Below are 18,557 nucleotides of genomic sequence, written 5' to 3' on the forward strand. Positions count from 1 at the left end.
AAATGTTATGTCAGGAAAATGATATCGTGGACATTCCGTACAAATCCATTCATACTGAATACATGACGACCACTGGTTAATTAATAAGGAGTGAGGTATACATCATGGAAGCAAAAACATTGGAATTGTTTAAAACCTTAACAGAGTTCCCTTCTATTCCTGGACATGAGCGAGAGCTGCGGGCATGGGTTAAAGAACGAATATCCGGGTATACGGATGAAATCGTGCAGGACCGTTTGGGCAGTCTTTTTGGTGTGCTACGCGGGCAAGAAAGTGGACCACGTGTAATGGTCGCAGGACATCTGGATGAAGTTGGTTTTATTGTGAATGGCATTACGGAAAATGGAATGATTCATTTCCAGCCGGTTGGAGGCTGGTGGAGCCAAGCCATCATGTCACAACGTCTTCAAGTATTGACCCCAAATGGCCCAATCATTGGTGTAGTTGGATCTGTCTCACCACATTTGCTCGATGAAGCGCAACGCAGCAAGCCGATGGACATCAAGCATATGTACCTGGATATCGGCGTAGACAGCAGACAGGAGGCGCAAGATCTGGGGATTGTGCCCGGAACGGCTATTGCCCCGATCTGTGACTTCACTCCACTTGCGAATCCCAAAAAAATCATGGCTAAAGCATGGGACAATCGATATGGTGTAGGCCTGGCGCTTGAGCTGTTGGAGGCATTACATAAGGAAAAGGACCAGCTTCCCAATACATTGTATGCAGGAGCTACTGTTCAGGAGGAAGTGGGACTGCGCGGTGCGCGCACAGCTGCCAATCTGATTCAGCCGGATATTTTCTTCGCACTGGATTGCAGTGCTGCCAACGATATGGGTGGAGATCCGAATGCATACGGACAGCTTGGTAAAGGAGCACTGTTGCGGGTATTTGATCCAGGTATGATTACACACCGCGGGATTGTGGAGTATGTGCAAGATATGGCGGATACCCACAAAATCAAGCACCAATATTTTATCTCCACTGGGGGAACGGATGCTGGTCAAGTGCACTTGAGCGGAATTGGTGTGCCATCCACCGTCATCGGCATATGTGGACGGTACATCCATACTTCCTCGTCCATTATTCATACTGATGATTATGATGCGGCCAAGGAACTGATCATTAAGCTGGTTCAAAATCTGGATCGCACAACGCTCAATACCATTATTGAACGAGCTTAAGAAGTAACAGAGAATAGGAAGCTATAAAAAAACAGTCAAGACACATACAACGTGTACTTGACTGTTTTTTTAATAGAAGAAAAAATAGAAGATTCAAATTAAATGTTTGTACCGAAGTAAAGCAATCACTACAAGTACAGCTGTTAAAGTAATACAGATATTTTCTACCTTTGTTCCCTTCCGGGTTCCGGTACTCATTAATCTAAATCGTAGCTTCCATTTGAATGGTGGCAAAGGCTTAATCCCGTTATTCGTCAAGGAATCTGCCAATAAATGCAGTAAGTACGCTATCCCTCCAGCCAGCCATATGCTATCGCCATGCAAACGTGTCGTACCATAAAGCAGCGCGGTCCATGCTACTGTGCCATACACCGTGTGCGTCAATCCTCGGTGCGGAACAAGCGTACATATGATCAGCAGACACCCGGCGATATAATTCCACGGTGCATATGATTCCCCATACCAGGCTAGGCCGATACCAATTAGAAAAATGATAACTTTACGCATAGACCGTGAAGGCATAAAAGAAGCGCTGATCATCAGCAAAGCCAAAACAAGATTCCAGGGCGGCGGAGCCAAACGGGTGAAAAACACCCAACCCGCAGCCCCAATCATTAGAAGCTGTACGAGTCTAAGCATTTTGTTCGGTAACGCACGGCTAACAAGCATGGAGTTAGGCTCGTCAATATCCGGTAGCAATGAACCAACCACAGCGGCTGCCACGGCAGCCGGAGTCACTTCGTATCCACTTAAGGCTAATACCGACAGGGAGACCCCGGTTCCAATAATTAAATGGGCTCTTCCCATCATGATGCATAACATCCTTTCGTTGCAGCATACACAGAGTCGACATCACTCTATTCGAATCAGCATGATTCGATTGTATACGACAATCAAAACGAGAACAATAGTTCGCTTATTCTATTTAAAAGACTTCATCCAAAAGTCCTAGTTTCGCCCCCATTACTTAACTCTCCCCTTATTTTTTATCTGTACAGCCATTTCTAAAAAACACCCCATATGGCCTATAGGTAGGTCGACAAATATTTCCAACATTTTCTTTTTGCCTCAAAGTCCTATTGTACAATTTGGAATATTAGGTAATATAGTGTTTATATTTACTATATAAATCTATTAAATGAACAAGGAGGAAATGATTATGCGAGAAAAATCTCTGTTTCGAAAGTTCAAAACTATCGGTCTGACATCGTTGCTAAGTGTCGTATTGTTCGCCCTGCCCGCTTCAGCTGCTTGGAATGATACATACACCGGGTACGCCACATATACAGGATCAGGTTACTCTGGAGGAGCATTACTGCTTGACCCTATCCCTTCTGATGCCAAAATTACAGCGCTTAACCCCACACAACTGAATTATAACGGAATCAAAGCCGCATTAGCTGGAGCTTATCTGGAAGTTCAAGGCCCCAAAGGAAAAACGACCGTCTATGTAACAGATTTATATCCTGAGGGTCCGAGTGGCGCACTTGATCTATCTCCGAATGCCTTCAACCTGATCGGTAATCAAAAGGATGGAAAAATCAATATTTCATGGAAAGTTGTCAAAGCTCCGGTTAGCGGCAATGTGTCTTACCGCATTAAAGAAGGCAGTAGCCAATGGTGGGCAGCCATTCAAGTACGCAATCATAAATATCCGGTCTTAAAAATGGAAGTCCAACAAAACGGGCAATGGCTCAATCTCGAAAAACAGGATTACAACCACTTTCTGGGTACTAACTTAGGAAAACAGCCTCTGAAAATACGGATTACGGACATTCGCGGTGTCGTACTGAACGATACCATCCCAGCTCTAGCCGAAAATGGCACAGGCCAAGCCTATATCGTTAAAGGTAATGTTCAATTTCCAGACTGATTGAAGTGCCGCCTCATCTTTGCTTCTTTTCATTTGAACCAATAAAACCGACCGGGAACCGACGCAATCCAGTTTGCGTATACGTGTTCTCGGTCTTTTTACGGAAAAATCATTATTTTTCACAAAGAATCGGTTTGTTCACTGTCCTGTTCATAAGATCATACGTATAATGAATACATAAATAGGGTGTACTTTACAGCTACGTGCACACAGACAGGAGGCCTGTTCATATGAGCAATTTCAAAAAGCATCATAAGCTACACAGCAAATTGCTGGTCAGCATTACGTTATGTATAACACTAACATTGCTGGTATCCACCACTGTATATTATTTCTACTATATCCGCGTGGAAAAGGAGCAGGCGTTCGAAGCCAATCACAATAGCTTGACGTTGAGAAGCAAAGAGGTCATCAACATGACATCTATTGCTCAATCGTTGGCATTCCAAATGTACCGCAGCAGTACCCTATCCAAGCTGTTGTATTATCCCAAACCCAATGTATATGATGTAACCGCTGCCATGACCGAATTAAATAATTATCTTAACTCCATGCCGTATATTGAATCCATTTATGTGTATAACCCTAAAAGTGACACTTTCTACATTGCGTCATCACAAGGCCAAAACGGGTTATTCAGCAAACATGAACTGGCTGATACAGATATCATTCGCGTGCTCGATCATTATCAGGACTACAAACCCTTTACGCCTATCCCACGTACGTATCCGTTGCTGTCTGCCTCAGACTCCGGGGCTGGCCTAGAGCAAGCAAGCCCAGACATCGCAGCCTATACGTATTTATGTTATGACGCAATCAACTCGAACGAAGCGATAAATTCGGCAGTGATTGTGAATGTATCGGCGGCCTGGATGAACAAGGAAATGGCGGCGAGCCCCATCTCAGGCGGGACCGCTTATATTTTAGACGATCAAGGCAGACTGTTATCTGGGACGACGTTGACAGACGAAGCTTTGAACGAAAAAGAACAGCTATGGCTGCATACCAGAGTCAAAAAACAGGAAACAGGCTATTTTGTAGAAGAATTTCATGGTAAAAGATCACTGATTTCCTATACTTCCCCGGATGGACTAGGTTGGCAGTATATTAGTGTCACACCATATGAAAGCGTTATCAAAATGGCGAGTGTTATTCGTAATGCCATGGTACTGATCGCAGCCATCATCGGAATGGCAGGATTTGTGGCTTCCTGGCTGCTGTCCAAAATGTTGTATACGCCTATTGGCCAAATTGTTGTGCATATGAATTCACTGGAATCGGAAAAACGCAACAGTATGTATACGATCCGGCAAAACATTTTACGGAATGTGATTCGGGGAATCCGAAATCTTCCTGCTGGTGAAGAACCGGAACGACTGCGCGAGCTCGGGATTACGTTCCAGTTCGACAAAGACTATCGCCTTGTACTCCTGCGCATAGATGAATATGCCCGATGGCAAAGCGAGCGTGGACCTGATCTGCTACCCTACAAGTTTGCAATCATGAATATCGCTTCCGAAATATGCGGGCAGACATACCGGGTGGAAACCGTTGATATGGATGAGGATAGCGTCCTGCTGATGCTCAATATTCTAGACCCCGCCGAACATACAGACACGGTACTACTGGAGACCCTATTACGCCAAATACGTGAAGCTTGTTTTGAATATTTGAAGCTGAGTGTATCACTAACCTACAGCGCGATTACCAGTCAACCAGAACGGCTACATCTGCTGTACCGCCAGGTAGAGAACGCATCTATGCACCGTTTTTTTCAGGGTCATGGCTGTATTATTAATGCACGAAACACTACAGATGAAGATGTCCAAAATACTTATGTGTATCCATCGGATAAAGAAAAAAAATTGCTGGATACGCTGCTATCTGGTCATACGGAGGATGCGCACCGGATGTTCAAAGATCTGTTGATGCATATGGAGAAATATCCGTTTTCCTCTGTTCGGGTGGCAATATCCCGGCTCATCATGAGTGTGAATAATGCCGTTCGGCATATAAGTGAACTCAATGGATTTGCTATCGAATCTAAACCTGAATTACCATCCGCAGATCGATTAGAGACCGCCGAGGATCTTATTGATCATTACCAATTGGTCTTTGATCAGATTCGCTCCAGTCTAGCGGAAAAACGAAATACGAAGCAAGAACGCTTGGTGCAACAGATCAATGAGCGAATGGAACAGGCCTATACAGATCCTAATTTCTGTCTCAATCAGATTGCGGAAGAGTTGGATTTGTCTCCAATTTATGTAAGTAGGCTTTATAAGCAACAAACCATGTCTACCATCGTGGACGTCATCCAGCAGCTCCGTATTCGCAAGGCCTGTGAGCTGCTGGAACAGACCGACTGGTCAGTGGCTGACGTGGCAGAACAAACCGGGTTTGCGAGTAGCTCTTATTTCCACCGTATGTTCAAACGTAGCTTGGGCGTGACGCCCACAGATTTTCGCCGTTCTAAAGCGAATGCGCAATAGGTAACATCAAAAAAGCAAGCCTCCAATTTTCTGGAGACTTGCTTTTCTGCTTTGTATCACTGCTCTTATGTTTTACTTGATCCCCTTCTCCTTCACATAGGCTTTCCATTGTTTTGTATATTCGGTTTGAATTTTCTCTAAGCCAGCTTGGTTCGCCTTTTGCATGAAGGTCTCAAGACCTTGATCAACGTTGTCGATCAGTCCAGCTTGGAGCGGGTACAGGTATTGCTTCTCAACCTGTTCCAACGCTGCTTTTTCTGCTTGGTAGGTCGTATAATCCTCTGCAAAGCCGGTAAACAGGTCAGGCTTCTGGATTTTATCCAGCTCAGCAAAAATCTTCTTCACACGGTCAAAACCTGAATCAAATAACATGTATTCCGGGTTACGCCAAGCCCAGCTGTTCATACCTTCCCGTGAAAATCCATTCGTACTACCGCTACCTATCATTTGATAGTAACCATCTTTGACTTCGTAGTTTTTGCCTTCGATACCATATTGCGTAAGCAGGTTATAGCGTTTGTCTGTCACCAGCTTCTCATAAAAGGCCAATGCGCGGGCTGGGTTCGGGCTGCTTTTTGGAATTGCAAAGCCATTATGAATCGGATGCACCGGAGTTGCATAACCCGTTGTCAGCGGGAATGGATAGTACTCAAGCTTCCAGTCCGGGTGGGATGCTTTGAGCTTAATGACCATGTCATTAAAGCGGGTTGGATTGTCGCCGAAAATACTCGCTGCTTTACCAGAAGTGACTTGATCCTGAAGCGTATCTTTTACGTTTAATACGTTTTTAGGAATGAATCCTTTATCAGCCCAGCGTTTGTAAGTATTCAGCTCTTCTTTTTGTTCATCTGAGCCCCAATACTTATATACCTCTGTTGGTTTTTCATATTTGATACCAATGCCATAAGGCAAAGCACCCACACTCTTTGTTACTAATTCGGTATATCGATCATGCAGATTTCCCTTGATATCGCTGTTCAGAGATACGGTTTTCATATTTGGCTCATGCTGACGTATCCCATCCATATAAGCCTCGTAACTTTTGATATCGGTCGGTTTAGGCAAATTGTACTTTTCGCGTAAATCCTCACGCCATACAAAACCGTTTGTGACATATTCTTTATACGTGCCAGGTACAGTATAAATTTTGCCTCCGATTTTAACCCCATCCCACATATCCTGAGGTACAAATTTTTGCAAGGCAGGTGCGGCCTTAGGCAGCAGATCGTCTAACGGTAGGAATGCGCCCTTCTTGGCATAGGCCTGATACTGCGTCCAATCTGCAGTGAAGATCAGGTCGATAGGCTGACCCGAAGACAATAACAGCTTATATTTTTGATCCCAGTCGGTCCACGTCGTATAGTTAAATTTGACGGTGGCATTCAGATCTTTTTCTGCCAACTTATTGATCTCTGCCTCAATGGTAGGCAGATCCTTAGGAGCATCACCCAACATATAAAATTGCAGCTGTACTTTTTGGGATTTATCATCCTCTCCATTTGCTTTTTGTGCGCTGTTTCCGCTACCGCCTCCACATCCAGCTAAGAGCGCCATAATGACCATTACTGCAATCAGGATGGACATGCGTTGTTTTCTTTTCTTTGTGAATGTCATGTGAATCCTCCCTTTGAAATGGTAGTCTGTTTTAATAAAACGCTTACAAAAAAGTGCTGCTTGGATGGCACGCCGTCAGCACGTCATGCCATCGCAGCTCTATAGTACCGCTTTATCCTTTTACCGCACCAATGGTCAATCCCTTGACAAAGTAACGCTGAATGAACGGATACAGTAGTAAAATGGGACCCGTAACCACGATCGCCATTGCCATTTTGGTCGACTCTGTCGGCATATCGTTGGACAGGGACACGCCGGTACCTGCACCCATTTGAGCAATAAATTGCATGGAGTTAATTACATTATACAGATAATATTGCAACTGGTATTTGTGCGGGTCATTAATAAAGAGTGAGGATGAGAACCAGTCATTCCAGTAAGCCAAGGCCAGAAACAGCCCCACAGTGGCAATACCCGGTGTAGATAAAGGCAGTACAATTCGATAATAAATTTTAAAATCACCCGCACCATCAATTTTAGCAGACTCGAACAGCTCTTCCGGCATGGAGGAACGAATGAAATTTTTCATCAAAATAATCAGAAATGGAGTCATCAATCCCGGAAAAATAAGCACCGTATACGTATCTAGCAGCCCTAAATACTTCGTCAGCATAATGTACCAAGGTACCAATCCGCCTCCAAACAACGTCGTAAAGTAAATATAGAATGAAAACGCATTGCGGTATTTAAAATCTTTACGCGCCAGCACATATCCGGCCATCGTCATCAGGAACAGGCCCAGCGTCGTGCCTACAACCGTGGTAAAAATCGTCACCCCGTACGCCCTTAACACCTCTTCAGGAAAGGTGAACACCGTCCGGTATCCTTCCAGCGAGAATTGCTGTGGAATAAAGTGATAACCATCCCTGATAATCGATTCATTACTGGTTAGTGAAGCCGAGATAATAAGTAGGAACGGGAGTAAACAAGCAATGGATGCCACAATGATAACCACATAAGAAATGACTTTAAAAATCCGAGTGTATACATCCTCTTTGATCGCCATCCGTTTCGGTCCTCCTTTCTAGAATAAGGCATATTCGTCGTTCAGCTTGCGGATGATATAGTTCACGGTCATGATCAGTACAAATCCGAACAAGGATTGGTACACGCCTGCCGCCGAAGCCATACCCACATCAAAAGTCACTTTCAAGGAACGATACACATAAGTGTCCAAAATATCTGTCGTGTTGTACAGCACTCCGTTATTACCAATTAACTGATAGAATAGATCAAATTGTCCTTTCATAATACTACCCAGCGCAAATAACAGCAGCACAACGAATGTTGACTTGAGCATAGGAACGGTAATGTACCAGATTCGTTGAAAAATGTTAGCTCCGTCTATTTTAGCTGCCTCATAATATTCGTCACTGATCCCTGTAATCGCTGCTAGGTAGATTACCATACTGTAGCCGAGATTTTTCCACAAATAGAACAGGATAATCAAGAAAATCCACACCCATGGTTTGTTATACACATCCACGCGTTCACCGCCGAATTGCAGCAGCAGCGTGTTCAGAAAACCATTATCATAATTAAATATGTTATACACGATGACACTTAGAATAACGAAGGAAACAAAATATGGCAGAAACATCACAGATTGAGTGATCTTTTTAAAGTAGCGACCTCGCAACTCATTCAGTAAAATGGCAAGGACAATCGCTAACACGTTGCCGAGTAAGATAAAAGCCGCGTTGTATCCAACCGTATTCAATGTCAATTTTGTCAGCGTGCCGGATTGCCATAGAAAGCGAAAATTCTGGAGTCCGACGAACTGGGCCTCAAAAAGGCTGGTATTGAAGTCGAACTGGGTAAATGCATAATAGATGCCGACCATAGGAATGTACGAATTTATGAAGAAAAAGATTAAAGTGGGCAACAACATCAGAAATAATACTCGATTGCGGATCAGTTCATAGAAGAAACCGTGTTTCCTACCTGTTCCCAGCCTACCGTTCAAGCGGGAATCCGTCGTAAGCATTGCAGAATTTTTGGGCATAGGCTGATTCAATGTGAGTCACTCCCCCTCTATATACATTACCGACTGCAAGGTTTGTAGCATCGCCGCCGTATAACTATATATTATGTAAGCGCATTCAAAACGAAAAGTGAAGCCTCTCATGCTTCATGAACAAAGGAGTGTCTAGAGGAGTGAACAATTCGGATATTTGTGAAGTTTTGTGTAATATGAGGCGCCTGATCGACGCCTTAAGCTAATATAAAGCACATTTTGACAATCTGCTCTATTCCTTTTGTCCACCCTGAAAAGTGGTTTCATCTTGTTTCACATGAAATCCAATTTTCTTGGCCTGCTCCAGCAACTCAGCAGCATTATCCTGCGGCTTATATCCGATTCGTTCTTCCAAGTAGCCAATATCATAATAATTATCTGTATTGGCTGATGTCCCATACAAATTAAGATAATTCATCTCTGAAGGGGCCTCGATACAGCAGACGGTCAGATGGATCATATCGCGCTCAGAGATCCAAATATGAGCAGCGCGCTCCGAATGCGGTCGATCATCCCCAGGAAAATTACCGATGCGGATATTAATTGAAGATATTTTGTCCTGATCGGCATATAGCCGTCCTAGCAGTTCAATGTAGCACTTACTCAATCCATAAAAACTATCTGGTCGGTAGGGATCTTCTACATCTATGGTTTCGCCTACTCTATAAAACCCCGTGGCATGATTGGAACTGGCAAAAATAATGCGTTTTACCCCATTTTTAACCGCAGCTTCATACAGCTTATAAGCTCCGCTTACATTGCCAGACAGCACTTTGCCGAGAAAGTCCCCTTCATCCTTAATCCATGCAAAATGTAGTACCGTATCCACTCCGTGTGTAAGCTCAGCCAATCTTGCAGCATCATGTATATCCAGTTCGACAATCCCTGCTTCTTCATCCCTCCTTACATCTGCGGCGGTTATTTTATATCTTCCTTCCGCTTTTAGCCCTTCATAGAGTACTTTCCCAATTGTGCCCGCCGCTCCTGTAATCAACAATTTCCGTGCCATCGTCCGCATCTCCCTTCTTCTTTGACAGTGTGCCGTCATCCATAGCTTAACCAACTACCTAGAGAGGGAACCTTGTACCGTCATTCACTGCATTCTGTCACCTATAAAAAAGGACCCTGCTACCTGAGCAGAGTCCTTACTTGTTGCTTTTTTTAAGATATTAATTTCAAGCTTGCCGTACTACCCTCACTCTGCGATTAACCAGATAAATGCTAAAGCCGATTAATACCAGACCGATTAGCAGAAAAGCCGTAATCGATTCGTGAAGCAGCATAGAACTGACAAATACTGAAATCACAGGCACCAAAAACGTATAGGAAGCGACCTTACTGGCATCCCCCGAATTGACCAGCGTGAAATACAGCAGCCAGGATAGTGAAATTCCCAGCACAGTTCCGAATACCAGCCCTGACACATACGGAACATTCCACACGATGTCCGACCAGCTTTCCGTAACCGATCCAGCTCCTGTTAACACGATGCCTCCAAGTGTACATTGAAATGCGACCAGCCACAAAGAATCCACACGCTGGTTGACCTTTTTCACATATACGGTTCCCAATGCCCAGCTCACTGCTGTAATAATGGCGATAATTACACCTGCGATAGCCACATGTCCTGAAAAGCCTCCGACACTGACAGCTGCCACGCCTAGAAAGCCAATGATTAATCCAATCACCTTGAGTTTGGACATTGATTCTCCCAGCCACATCCATGCAAAAATGCCGACCAGCACCGGCTGAAGATATACCAGCACAGAGAACAAGCCAGATGGAACATACATAAGCCCTACTGTTTGCAAACCATAAAACAGGACTACGTTAAAAATACCTGAAATAGCATACACTCGCCAATTTTCTTTCCAGCGAATACGATTCCATCTCGGTGCTAAAATCGCTCCCAATAGCAGACCACCCAACAATGTGCGTAGCCCTGCAAACAAAAGGGGCGGCGTGTATTCCAGTGCAACTTTATAGATGGGCCAAGAAATGCCCCACAATACAACCAGTAGCGCGATCATCATTATCCGCTTGGCTGTCGTTAACTCTCCCATGATGCTCTCGCTCCTCTATGAAAAAAATCACTAGATTTTATATATTACGCCTACAAGACAACTTTATCAACAGAGGAATCCAGTCAATTGCCTATGTTACAATGTATCCAATAGATAAAACTTATAAGGATAGGAGGTTATCAGCACTTGATTTATTTCATCAAATTTCTATACAGCTTCGTGCTTCCTCCCGGTTTGTTTATCCTCGTGATGGCAGGGCTTGTAATCTGGCTATGGAAACGGGCGCGTAAACCTGCGATTGTACTGCTCCTTGTCACATTGCTGCTGTATATTTCATCGACCAATTTGGCTGGAGATGTGTTAATTCGTAGCCTAGAAAAGCAGTACCCACAGCCCCTTACTGTTCAAGGGGATGTTATTGTCGTACTTGGGGGCGGAGCTACAGAGGGAACTCCCGACATCAATGGACAAGGTAATCTGCTAGGGTCTGCGGCCAACCGACTGCTCACTGCAGCTAGACTTCATGAAGCAACAGGTTTACCTATCCTTTTTTCCGGTGGACAAGTGTTTGGAGACAGTGGTAATGAAGCGAATATTGCGCAGAGGCAGCTATTAGGACTCGGTATTCCGGCAAAGGATATCTTCATCGAAAATCGTTCCTTGAATACACAGCAAAATGCCGTATATACCTCCAAAATCCTAAAACAGCACCAGCTCACAAAACCTATTCTGGTGACCTCCGCATTCCATATGCCACGTGCTGCACTGGAATTTCAGCGTGCAGGTGTGCAAGCCATAGCTTATCCAACCGACTATCTGGCAAGTGAAAAGTTGTCACTGTATGCCGCCAAGCTCTCACCGTCTGCTGGGGCCATATCTACAACCGGGACAGCCCTCAAAGAGTATTTAGGAATTTTGGCATTAAAGCTTAAATAATGTTGATACACAGGTGTAAAACGGACACAGCACAAACAAGCGTCTTGCGCCCGCAGTTTATAAGCTAGTAAGCGATCAAGACGCTTGATCTACCATTACATATTCTAATGCAAGAAAATTTCCGATATTTGTTCTTCTGAAATAACTTTAAAGCCTTCCCTTTTTAACAAAGCCGAGGTTACCCCGTTGCCTGCGATTTTACGGTTTTCGAATGCCCCATTATAGATCGCTGCCGACCCACAGGACGGACTATTTTCTTTTAAAACAATAAGTGACGCGTTAACCTCTCTGGCTATATGCAGAGCTTCGTACGCACCTCTAATGTACATATCACTGACATCATTGCCTGAAAACTCAATCACCTTGGCTGTGCCACTCAGCACATCCTCCCCTGTCCCTCCAACAATCTCAGCAGGCTCTCTCGGCGTCATAAAGCCCCCAAGTAGCTCAGGGCAGATCGTCATTGCCTTTTTTTCCTCTACCAACTTCTGAATATGTACATCCAGGCTATCCGTCCCGTTATATCGCACCTTCATGCCTGCCAAACATGAACTTACCAGAATCATTAGTTCACCTCATATCCATTGCTTTCATATTAAGTAATTAAAGTATAAACAAATTTTCTCAAAGAGTCATCGTGCGAAAATTTAGACTCGCCACTACGTCCGCGCTCCGTCAGGATATTCGTCCAGCTGATGACATAATCATAATCCTGTATTCAAATCTCGTTGCCTTCCTTTCAGTCCCTATAGGATCATGGAGTGATACGTCTTTGCGTGTTTTTTTCAGAGATTGCAAATGCATCAGGATCTCATTTTCTATACAACGAGCTGCAAATATTGCTAACTTGGTGCCTTTCCCATTCTGAAAGCTTTTAATGACCTTGATCAGTCCGATGGTACCGATGGATATAAGATCCTTCAAATCTTCGCCGGTGTTATCGAATTTAAGGAAGGCGGAACGTTTAACTCATCCAAAATAATCTGATAAAAACAAGCCTGAGGCGCATATTGGGTAGCACTCCGGCTTATTTTTATATGTTGAGGTTCATCCTGCTCGTAAGTAAAATAAATTCACTCTTGCTATAAGTCATAATTTTAGATATATTATTAATTAAATAATCAATCATTTAATTAATAAAAGTTTAGTTTAAAGAAAGGGGAATACATTTGGCAAGACCCATCAATGAAGAAAAAAGACTGGAGCGGCGTAAACGTATCCTAGAAGAAGCTGTTGTCCTGTTCGCAGAAAGTGGATATTCTAATACCACAATGGCTATCATTGCGCAGAGTGTGGGAGTGACTCCTGGAACCATTTTTCAATATTTTCCTAGCAAAGAAGCTTTATTCTACGCCGCAGTCCTTGAGCCGCTTGCTGATATTCAGGTGAAATCGCTTGCTTGTCTAAAAAAAGAAGGGACACCAGGCGTATTGATTAAGAGCATGGTGGCAGAACAATTCAACCATATCTACTCCTATATAAATGAATTGCGGCTTGTTCAATCTGTCTTAGGACAACGAATAAGATTCCCTGAACTTACACAGAAGGTCCTTGAAAGTGTAAAGGTAATGACAGATGCGATCGAATGCATCTATGCCAAGGGACAGTTAATGGGAGAATTCAACAAATGCTTTTCTCCAGCAATGATCTCTCGTGCCTATATCTCTTTCTTAAATGGAGTGGGCTTAACTCTTGGAGAAAGTATTATTCAGCATCCGGAGTGGGAAAATCTGAAGGAGCATGCCTTTTATTTGTTCGCACCCATACAACCTAAAGAAAAACCGGAGGAGTCTGAATGAGTCAAACATCATTACAACCCGATCTGACATTTAACGTTCGTGTGAAAAAACGGAAGAAAATTTTATGGAGCCTAGGAATCGTGCTTCTGCTTGTAATGGCTCTTGTATTTTTTATATCTTATAAAGTAGTAGACACCTTGTTGCACCATCCTAGAGACACTAATGTCAGCTACGAATTGAATATCGATAAAACACCCTACGAAGAGATCGAGTTCAAGAGTTTGAAAAATGATAATACGATTAGAGGTACATTCTTTCCTGCAAGTGGTCTTTCTGGTAAACCAAGTGATAAGACGATTGTTGTCGTCCATGGATATACGAGCAATCGTTTAGTCAAAGGGCGGACCCAAAAGTTAGTAGAGCATTTCGTTCCGAAAGGCTACAATGTATTGGCATTTGACCTCAGCTCGCAAGGTAAATCCGATGGTGACTTGATTACACTGGGCCTCAATGAAAAATACGATTTGCTAGGAGCTGTAAGCTACTTAAAATCCAGAGACCATACGGGTGATAACATTGGAGTTATCGGCTTTTCAATGGGTGCTGCTACTTCTCTGCTAGCCGCAAGTGAAAGTGATGACATCAAAGCCGTAATTGCGGATAGTCCTTTTCGTAATGCTGGTCTATTTCTGAGAGAGGGTTTGCCCTACTTTTCAGGTCTACCTGCATTTCCATTCAGTTATACATCGACATGGATGGCAAATTGGGTCTTTAAGGTTGATCTTGATTCCATATCTCCTATGAATGCGGTAAAAAAGATGCAAGACAAGCCAGTTATGCTCATTCATGGTACTGGAGATCAGCAAATCAGTTATAAAAATACAGAAATTATTTACGAGTCCTTAAAAGATAACCCAAAAGCAGAAGTATGGTACCCGCAAAATACGGAGCACATCGATGCCATCAACCATTACCCCACTGAATATTTCAAAAGAGTAGATCGCTTTTTGGATGAGTATGTAGGAAAATAAATTCAATCCAAGAGAGCCGACTAGCGAAAAAGCTTGTCCTGACGAAGTAAAAATACCCAATAATATCAAGCATTTTTAGCCTGTAGTGCAGAAAACCACTACAGGCTTTTATTTGTGCGTTTTAAATGAAAATACATAGCAAAATAGCTATTATTTAAGCGAAAAAAAACGGTAGTACGAGTACAGAGCATGTTGATAAAGACAAAAGACAAGTGTATGCTGTTTGCTGGTCACGAGAAGATCCTTTTTGGAGATCATTTGAATAAAGACTCGGAATTGAATAAATGAACTAGAAAACAACGCGTTCTCTACAAGAGCAACGCGGCTTCAAATATCTCCTTATCCATTATCCCTTCTGCTTGTAAAATTCATGGTACAACTTCATCAGCGCGCGCTTTTCAATTCGTGACACATACGAGCGTGAAATTCCCAGTTCTCGTGCAATTTCCCTCTGTGTTCGTTCTTCTCCTCCAGCTTCCAGACCAAATCGGCCAATCACCACTTCTTTTTCACGGTCATCTAAAATATCCAGATTGCGATAGATTTTGCTCTTCTCGATTTTGAGCTGTACCTTATCTACAATATCGTCCGCCTCGGAACCAAGGATATCAATTAAAGTAATCTCGTTGCCTTCCTTGTCAGTCCCTATAGGATCGTGGAGAGATACGTCTTTGCGTGTCTTTTTCAGGGACCTTAAATGCATCAGAATCTCATTTTCTATACAACGGGCTGCAAATGTTGCCAGTTTTGTTCCTTTTCCGGTCTGAAAGCTTTCAATAGCTTTGATCAGTCCAATGGTGCCGATGGATATAAGATCCTCCAAATCTTCGCCGGTGTTATCGAATTTTTTTACAATATGGGCCACCAGCCTTAGGTTATGTTCAATAAGTGTGTTACGGGAATGTGCGTTGCCTTCGGCAAACAGCTTTAGGTGTCGAGCTTCCTCTTTCTCAGTCAATGGCTGCGGAAAGGCGTTGTTTTTCACGTAGGAAACGAGTAGCGTCAATTCCTTGATGAACAGAGCGATAGCACTAAATAGTCCGGGCACGGATGACACCTCCTGAGGTAGTTGCGAACTTACCGGCCTTTGTTACTTACCGGGCTTACGGTCTGTTTATTGTATGTAGGCAGGTGCCCATCCGTGCCTGTACTCCGAAAACTGCTCCGTAACAATTTGCCGGATATCTTTCTGGAGCAATCTCCAATACTTAATTTGAAACTTAGAGATCTCTTCGACACAAATCAACGCACTCCTATAGCCAGAGGGAAACACGGGATAGCTTTACATTATTCATCACTTGATTTCCCCATTTTCTTTCAGTAGAGTATTAACTTTTTTCTAAATATGACAATGGAAGTGGGGAATAGACTATCGTATCTCCATCCTCATCTCGTTTTAAAATAATAGCAAACTCAGCACCATTACTCTCATCGCCTCTTGGCAACGGGAAGATCATAGCGGGACAACGCAACTCATAATTATAAGGAAATTCTTTTCGAAAATCCTCTAAAGCATAATTCAGAATTGCATCTATTTTATCGGTAAGCACATGAAATCCACCTATTACAAAATCATTGGACTCTTGGGAAGCGGTATACTTCTCAAATAACTGGGTCTTGTATTCCTCAACAGTGCTAAAACAAACTTCCCAATCCAAAGGGAATACGCCATTTGCCAAATAATAAGTGTATATTTTCATATTCTATACATTCTCCTTCTCGCACCTAAAATAGTTATTTATATTGTTTCTCTCAATCTTTTTCGATATAAATTAGCCAGCCTTTAGAATGAGCTTGTTAAAGACCCGAAAATAGCACCCTTTTCTTATTTCCTCTTATATCGTTTGAATTTTTAATTATGTAGGTTCTTATCCCGTCCATTGCTAGTATAGTTCATGAAATAACTAGTTGCTATTATAATGCTTGGCCACTCATTTATGATTATGCCTTTTTTTAATTAAGGAATACATTCATTGAGAGTTTCATACAAACAAAATCCAGATAGTTATTCGTTTTCCATGGAACCTGTCGTTATAGCTGAAGATAACGTTTCAACGAATGGAGATACCAAAAATACTTTTCCGAAAAATGTTTTGATCGATAATAATCTCTATTGGGAGAGCAGCTTAAGTGGTAAAGGTGGGGAAATCATCTTCAAATTAGATACGGGAAAAACGATCAATGATATCCTCTTAGCCCAGCCACCTTCTCGCGCTTTTATACTTTCGTTTTCGTTTCATGGCTCGAGTGACGGAGAAAACTGGTATAGGTTAGGACAAGTCGAGGCTGTACCAAGCACTGCAAAAATAACCTATCAGTTTAGTAATGAAATTCCTTTTTCATATTATAAAATAGCTGTACTTTCCTCTGAATTGAATAATACAACCACCTATTATGGTATCCGATACATTCAACTAAGAACCGCGCTAATCAATGGCGTTCCTGCCTACAGAGCGTCCAATATAAATCCCGCTATTACGGAATAAGCCAGTACAAAATACAAAAAGGGGGCTGGACAACGCCCCTATGAGTAATGGCTATACTTGAGACAAAAGTTATTCTTACATTCCTAAAATTTCTAGTTATAAGTGATACTTTCTTGCTTTATAACTGAGACTTATCCTCCAACAATAACATAATCACACCCTAATATGATCACTCGTCATTCTATAACTGTGAAGAGAAATGAGAACCAGTAGATTCCTTTTAGCTACTGGTTCTACCTGAACCGCAACAGCGACACAACATCCGTTTGATTAAACTGTATGCGATCTGCCCGGCTAAAAAAGTCTCAGACATATACCAAAAAAAGTATAGCCAAATTCGTCTCATGTATTACCGTAACTCATACCTGCGTCAATATGCCGGAAGTGTATTCAATAAGATATCCTTTTTCACGAGCATATTTGATTGTGTTTCTAATCCGACGCTGAAACTCCATTGGTGATTTAACCTTTCCGATATGAATTTCTATCGTATTATCCCACCGAAAATAGCTGTAAATATTCGTCCCTTTACCAGGAACTCGTAGCCACCAGACTATTCGTATTAAAGCTAAGCAATCCAAGAAGAATGCCATAAAATGTCGATTGACAACCATGAAACCGGTGCATGACCTAAATACAAGAATAATCCAACGAGAAAACTAAATATAAAACTTATGCAAACAGTTTCAAGCGAACGCCCTTGATAAAGCCTGAAGCAAAATTTGAATCTCTTAAACATTTCATCCCACCAATCCTTAAATCTCTGCAGTTGTCTCCATGCCGTGGATTTTCCACCATTTGATCACAGTAACCGCTGACTCCCCAAGATCCTGTAAGTCAGTAACGTGTACAGCATGACAACATTCAAGCTTTTACCCGGACTAGATGCCCCTCATGGATCGAAATCCATTCGTACCGAGAGGAGTGAATTCTAATCGGGCTATCTTTCTCAAATGACCACTCGTATCTCCCTGGTATCCAGCCGTCCCCAAATTTAACCTCCATGTAGCTACCCGCTTGGATCGGCTTACCGGCAACAAAATGCCGCAGGCCATTGCTGCTGCCTTTGTGTCCAAGTGTAATCAGATCTTCAATCATTCCATCTTTTTTCGGCTGCGGAGTCATCGGGTCCTTCTCCCCAACCCACTTCCTGACTTTCAG

General features: G+C 42.8%; 17 protein-coding genes and 1 pseudogene. 7 read left to right on the plus strand and 11 right to left on the minus strand.

Translation table 11 applies throughout. From position 1 onward, the window contains the following. The first annotated feature begins 104 nt into the window (after nt 1-104). Nucleotides 105-1,184 carry a M42 family metallopeptidase gene (locus EGM68_RS17380; protein WP_058710247.1) on the plus strand — a complete coding sequence of 360 codons (1,080 nt, stop codon included), beginning with the start codon at nt 105-107 and terminating at the stop codon, nt 1,182-1,184. Nucleotides 1,185-1,277: 93 nt separating this feature from the next. Here the strand turns inward: EGM68_RS17380 and EGM68_RS17385 are convergent, their stop codons facing one another. Beyond that, a complete protein-coding gene (locus EGM68_RS17385; RefSeq protein WP_058710248.1) occupies nt 1,278-1,994 on the minus strand; it encodes a metal-dependent hydrolase in 717 nt (238 codons plus the stop codon). A 349-nt stretch (nt 1,995-2,343) separates the two neighbouring features. On the opposite strand from EGM68_RS17385, the gene exlX reads away from it, so the two are divergent. Together exlX and EGM68_RS17395 are read left to right on the plus strand one after the other, a co-directional pair. Continuing rightward, complete coding sequence (gene exlX, locus EGM68_RS17390) at nt 2,344-3,057, plus strand: expansin ExlX (protein ID WP_040103278.1); 714 nt, start codon at nt 2,344-2,346, stop codon at nt 3,055-3,057. A 230-nt stretch (nt 3,058-3,287) separates the two neighbouring features. Continuing rightward, nucleotides 3,288-5,549, plus strand: coding sequence for an AraC family transcriptional regulator (locus EGM68_RS17395; protein WP_016324574.1), 2,262 nt, complete (start codon nt 3,288-3,290; stop codon nt 5,547-5,549). Between the two features lie 72 nt (nt 5,550-5,621). On the opposite strand, the gene EGM68_RS17400 is transcribed toward EGM68_RS17395, so the two are convergent. The 5 genes from EGM68_RS17400 to EGM68_RS17420 form a co-directional block, all read right to left on the minus strand. Further along, complete coding sequence (locus tag EGM68_RS17400; RefSeq protein WP_025675178.1) at nt 5,622-7,163, minus strand: extracellular solute-binding protein; 1,542 nt, start codon at nt 7,161-7,163, stop codon at nt 5,622-5,624. A 112-nt stretch (nt 7,164-7,275) separates the two neighbouring features. Further along, a complete protein-coding gene (locus EGM68_RS17405; RefSeq protein ID WP_013372217.1) occupies nt 7,276-8,169 on the minus strand; it encodes a carbohydrate ABC transporter permease in 894 nt (297 codons plus the stop codon). 18 nt (nt 8,170-8,187) lie between these two features. Beyond that, nucleotides 8,188-9,180 carry an ABC transporter permease gene (locus EGM68_RS17410; RefSeq protein WP_013372218.1) on the minus strand — a complete coding sequence of 331 codons (993 nt, stop codon included), beginning with the start codon at nt 9,178-9,180 and terminating at the stop codon, nt 8,188-8,190. 232 nt (nt 9,181-9,412) lie between these two features. Then, nucleotides 9,413-10,189, minus strand: coding sequence for an NAD-dependent epimerase/dehydratase family protein (locus EGM68_RS17415; RefSeq protein WP_129549653.1), 777 nt, complete (start codon nt 10,187-10,189; stop codon nt 9,413-9,415). Nucleotides 10,190-10,355: 166 nt separating this feature from the next. Next, nucleotides 10,356-11,243, minus strand: a complete 888-nt coding sequence (locus EGM68_RS17420; protein WP_013372220.1) for a DMT family transporter — start codon at nt 11,241-11,243, stop codon at nt 10,356-10,358. Nucleotides 11,244-11,390: 147 nt separating this feature from the next. Between EGM68_RS17420 and EGM68_RS17425 the strand changes: the two genes are divergently transcribed. Beyond that, nucleotides 11,391-12,140, plus strand: coding sequence for a YdcF family protein (locus EGM68_RS17425; protein WP_129549654.1), 750 nt, complete (start codon nt 11,391-11,393; stop codon nt 12,138-12,140). A 104-nt stretch (nt 12,141-12,244) separates the two neighbouring features. Here the strand turns inward: EGM68_RS17425 and EGM68_RS17430 are convergent, their stop codons facing one another. Both EGM68_RS17430 and EGM68_RS17435 read right to left on the minus strand, forming a co-directional pair. Then, nucleotides 12,245-12,706: a 2-thiouracil desulfurase family protein gene (locus EGM68_RS17430; protein WP_013372222.1), complete on the minus strand. Its 462-nt coding sequence runs from the start codon at nt 12,704-12,706 to the stop codon at nt 12,245-12,247. Between the two features lie 155 nt (nt 12,707-12,861). Further along, nucleotides 12,862-13,088: pseudogene (locus EGM68_RS17435) on the minus strand (sigma factor); the annotation flags it as partial. Nucleotides 13,089-13,309: 221 nt separating this feature from the next. On the opposite strand from EGM68_RS17435, the gene EGM68_RS17440 reads away from it, so the two are divergent. Beyond that, nucleotides 13,310-13,939 (plus strand): TetR/AcrR family transcriptional regulator, encoded by a 630-nt coding sequence (locus EGM68_RS17440; protein ID WP_090738707.1) that lies wholly within the window; start codon nt 13,310-13,312, stop codon nt 13,937-13,939. After that, nucleotides 13,936-14,910 (plus strand): alpha/beta hydrolase, encoded by a 975-nt coding sequence (locus EGM68_RS17445; protein WP_031461833.1) that lies wholly within the window; start codon nt 13,936-13,938, stop codon nt 14,908-14,910. The genes EGM68_RS17440 and EGM68_RS17445 overlap by 4 nt, the downstream gene beginning before the upstream one ends. Before the next feature lie 346 nt (nt 14,911-15,256). Here the strand turns inward: EGM68_RS17445 and sigK are convergent, their stop codons facing one another. Further along, nucleotides 15,257-15,958 (minus strand): RNA polymerase sporulation sigma factor SigK, encoded by a 702-nt coding sequence (sigK, locus tag EGM68_RS17450; protein WP_025365394.1) that lies wholly within the window; start codon nt 15,956-15,958, stop codon nt 15,257-15,259. Between the two features lie 280 nt (nt 15,959-16,238). Continuing rightward, on the minus strand, nt 16,239-16,610 hold the full coding sequence (locus EGM68_RS17455) for a hypothetical protein (RefSeq protein WP_025675174.1): 372 nt from the start codon (nt 16,608-16,610) through the stop codon (nt 16,239-16,241). A 273-nt stretch (nt 16,611-16,883) separates the two neighbouring features. On the opposite strand from EGM68_RS17455, the gene EGM68_RS17460 reads away from it, so the two are divergent. Next, a complete protein-coding gene (locus tag EGM68_RS17460) occupies nt 16,884-17,396 on the plus strand; it encodes a discoidin domain-containing protein (RefSeq protein ID WP_240664061.1) in 513 nt (170 codons plus the stop codon). Between the two features lie 864 nt (nt 17,397-18,260). On the opposite strand, the gene EGM68_RS25770 is transcribed toward EGM68_RS17460, so the two are convergent. Beyond that, complete coding sequence (locus tag EGM68_RS25770) at nt 18,261-18,521, minus strand: hypothetical protein (protein ID WP_165263973.1); 261 nt, start codon at nt 18,519-18,521, stop codon at nt 18,261-18,263. Between the last annotated feature and the right edge of the window lie 36 nt (nt 18,522-18,557).

Source organism: Paenibacillus sp. M-152 (assembly GCF_003856555.1).
GTDB classification, from domain to species: Bacteria; Bacillota; Bacilli; order Paenibacillales; family Paenibacillaceae; genus Paenibacillus; species Paenibacillus polymyxa_C.

Bases quoted from the DNA above. Each gene is read 5' to 3' on its own strand.
- EGM68_RS17380 (WP_058710247.1), top strand. From the start codon at position 105: ATGGAAGCAAAAACATTGGAATTGTTTAAAACCTTAACAGAGTTCCCT.
- EGM68_RS17385 (WP_058710248.1), bottom strand. From the start codon at position 1,994: ATGATGGGAAGAGCCCATTTAATTATTGGAACCGGGGTCTCCCTGTCG.
- exlX (WP_040103278.1), top strand. From the start codon at position 2,344: ATGCGAGAAAAATCTCTGTTTCGAAAGTTCAAAACTATCGGTCTGACA.
- EGM68_RS17395 (WP_016324574.1), top strand. From the start codon at position 3,288: ATGAGCAATTTCAAAAAGCATCATAAGCTACACAGCAAATTGCTGGTC.
- EGM68_RS17400 (WP_025675178.1), bottom strand. From the start codon at position 7,163: ATGACATTCACAAAGAAAAGAAAACAACGCATGTCCATCCTGATTGCA.
- EGM68_RS17405 (WP_013372217.1), bottom strand. From the start codon at position 8,169: ATGGCGATCAAAGAGGATGTATACACTCGGATTTTTAAAGTCATTTCT.
- EGM68_RS17415 (WP_129549653.1), bottom strand. From the start codon at position 10,189: ATGGCACGGAAATTGTTGATTACAGGAGCGGCGGGCACAATTGGGAAA.
- EGM68_RS17420 (WP_013372220.1), bottom strand. From the start codon at position 11,243: ATGGGAGAGTTAACGACAGCCAAGCGGATAATGATGATCGCGCTACTG.
- EGM68_RS17430 (WP_013372222.1), bottom strand. From the start codon at position 12,706: ATGATTCTGGTAAGTTCATGTTTGGCAGGCATGAAGGTGCGATATAAC.
- EGM68_RS17445 (WP_031461833.1), top strand. From the start codon at position 13,936: ATGAGTCAAACATCATTACAACCCGATCTGACATTTAACGTTCGTGTG.
- EGM68_RS17455 (WP_025675174.1), bottom strand. From the start codon at position 16,610: ATGAAAATATACACTTATTATTTGGCAAATGGCGTATTCCCTTTGGAT.
- EGM68_RS25770 (WP_165263973.1), bottom strand. From the start codon at position 18,521: ATGACTCCGCAGCCGAAAAAAGATGGAATGATTGAAGATCTGATTACA.